Source organism: Fontimonas sp. SYSU GA230001 (assembly GCF_040066175.1).
In the GTDB taxonomy this organism is placed as follows: domain Bacteria; phylum Pseudomonadota; class Gammaproteobacteria; order Nevskiales; family Nevskiaceae; genus Solimonas.
Genome location: NZ_JBEAAM010000060.1, coordinates 1 through 1009, shown reverse-complemented (window position 1 = coordinate 1009; position 1009 = coordinate 1). Strand labels below are relative to the sequence as shown.

1 protein-coding gene is annotated in these 1009 nt (G+C 61.6%); it reads left to right on the top strand.

Translation table 11 applies throughout. The features are described from left to right. Nucleotides 1-67: 67 nt before the first annotated feature. Nucleotides 68-1009, top strand: a 942-nt coding sequence (locus AAG565_RS15725) for an IS5 family transposase (protein WP_348820590.1), incomplete at its 3' end; no start/stop codon positions are given.

Sequence of the window (1009 nt, the reverse complement as noted above, 5' to 3'; positions counted from 1 at the left end):
TAAGGAACGTCTGAACAAGTCGCGTGGATGATGGTCTGATCGCCGACGCTGAGACAAGAGACTCGTGATGAAGCAGTTGAGCTTCGGGGACGCGGAGTACGCGGGCAAGCGTAAGCGGACGCGCAAGGAAGTGTTCCTGGATGAGATGGCGCAGGTCGTGCCGTGGAGCTCGCTCCTGTCGCTGATCGAGCCGTTCTATCCGGTGGCCGGGCGTGGCCGGCATCCGTACCCGCTGGCGACGATGTTGCGCGTTCACCTGATGCAGAACTGGTTCAGCCTGTCGGACCCGGCCATGGAAGAGGCGCTGTACGAGATTGCCTCGATGCGCCAGTTCGCAGACGTGTCGCTCGACCGGATTCCCGACGAGACGACGATTCTCAACTTCCGGCATCTGCTGGAAGCCAACGACCTGGCGCCGGAGATCCTGCGGCGAGTCAATGCGCATCTGACACGCAAGGGACTGCTGCTGCGTAAGGGCAGCATCGTCGATGCCACGATCATTGCGGCGCCGAGCTCGACCAAGAACGCCGAAGGCGAGCGTGACCCCGAGATGCACCAGACGAAGAAAGGCAATCAGTGGTACTTCGGCATGAAGGCGCACATCGGCGCCGATGTCGATTCCGGGCTGGTCCATACCGTCGTGACCACCCCGGCCAACGAAGCCGATATCGAAGTTGTCGACGAACTGCTGCACGGCAAGGAAGCATTCGTTCATGCCGATGCCGGCTACACCGGCGCCGACAAGCGCGTCATGCGCAAGAAGCTGCGCTGGGAGATCGCGCAGCGTCCGGGTCGAATCAAGGCGCTGCCGGAAGGTCGTCAGAAGCGAGCCATCCAGCAGGCCGAGCATCGCAAGGCGAGCATCCGCGCCAAGGTCGAGCACCCTTTCCGTGTCGTCAAACGTCAGTTCGGATACATGAAGGTGCGCTTCAAGGGGCTGTCGAAGAACACCGCGCAGATCGTCACGCTGTTTGCGCTGGCCAATCTGTGGCTCGTGCGCAAGAAACTG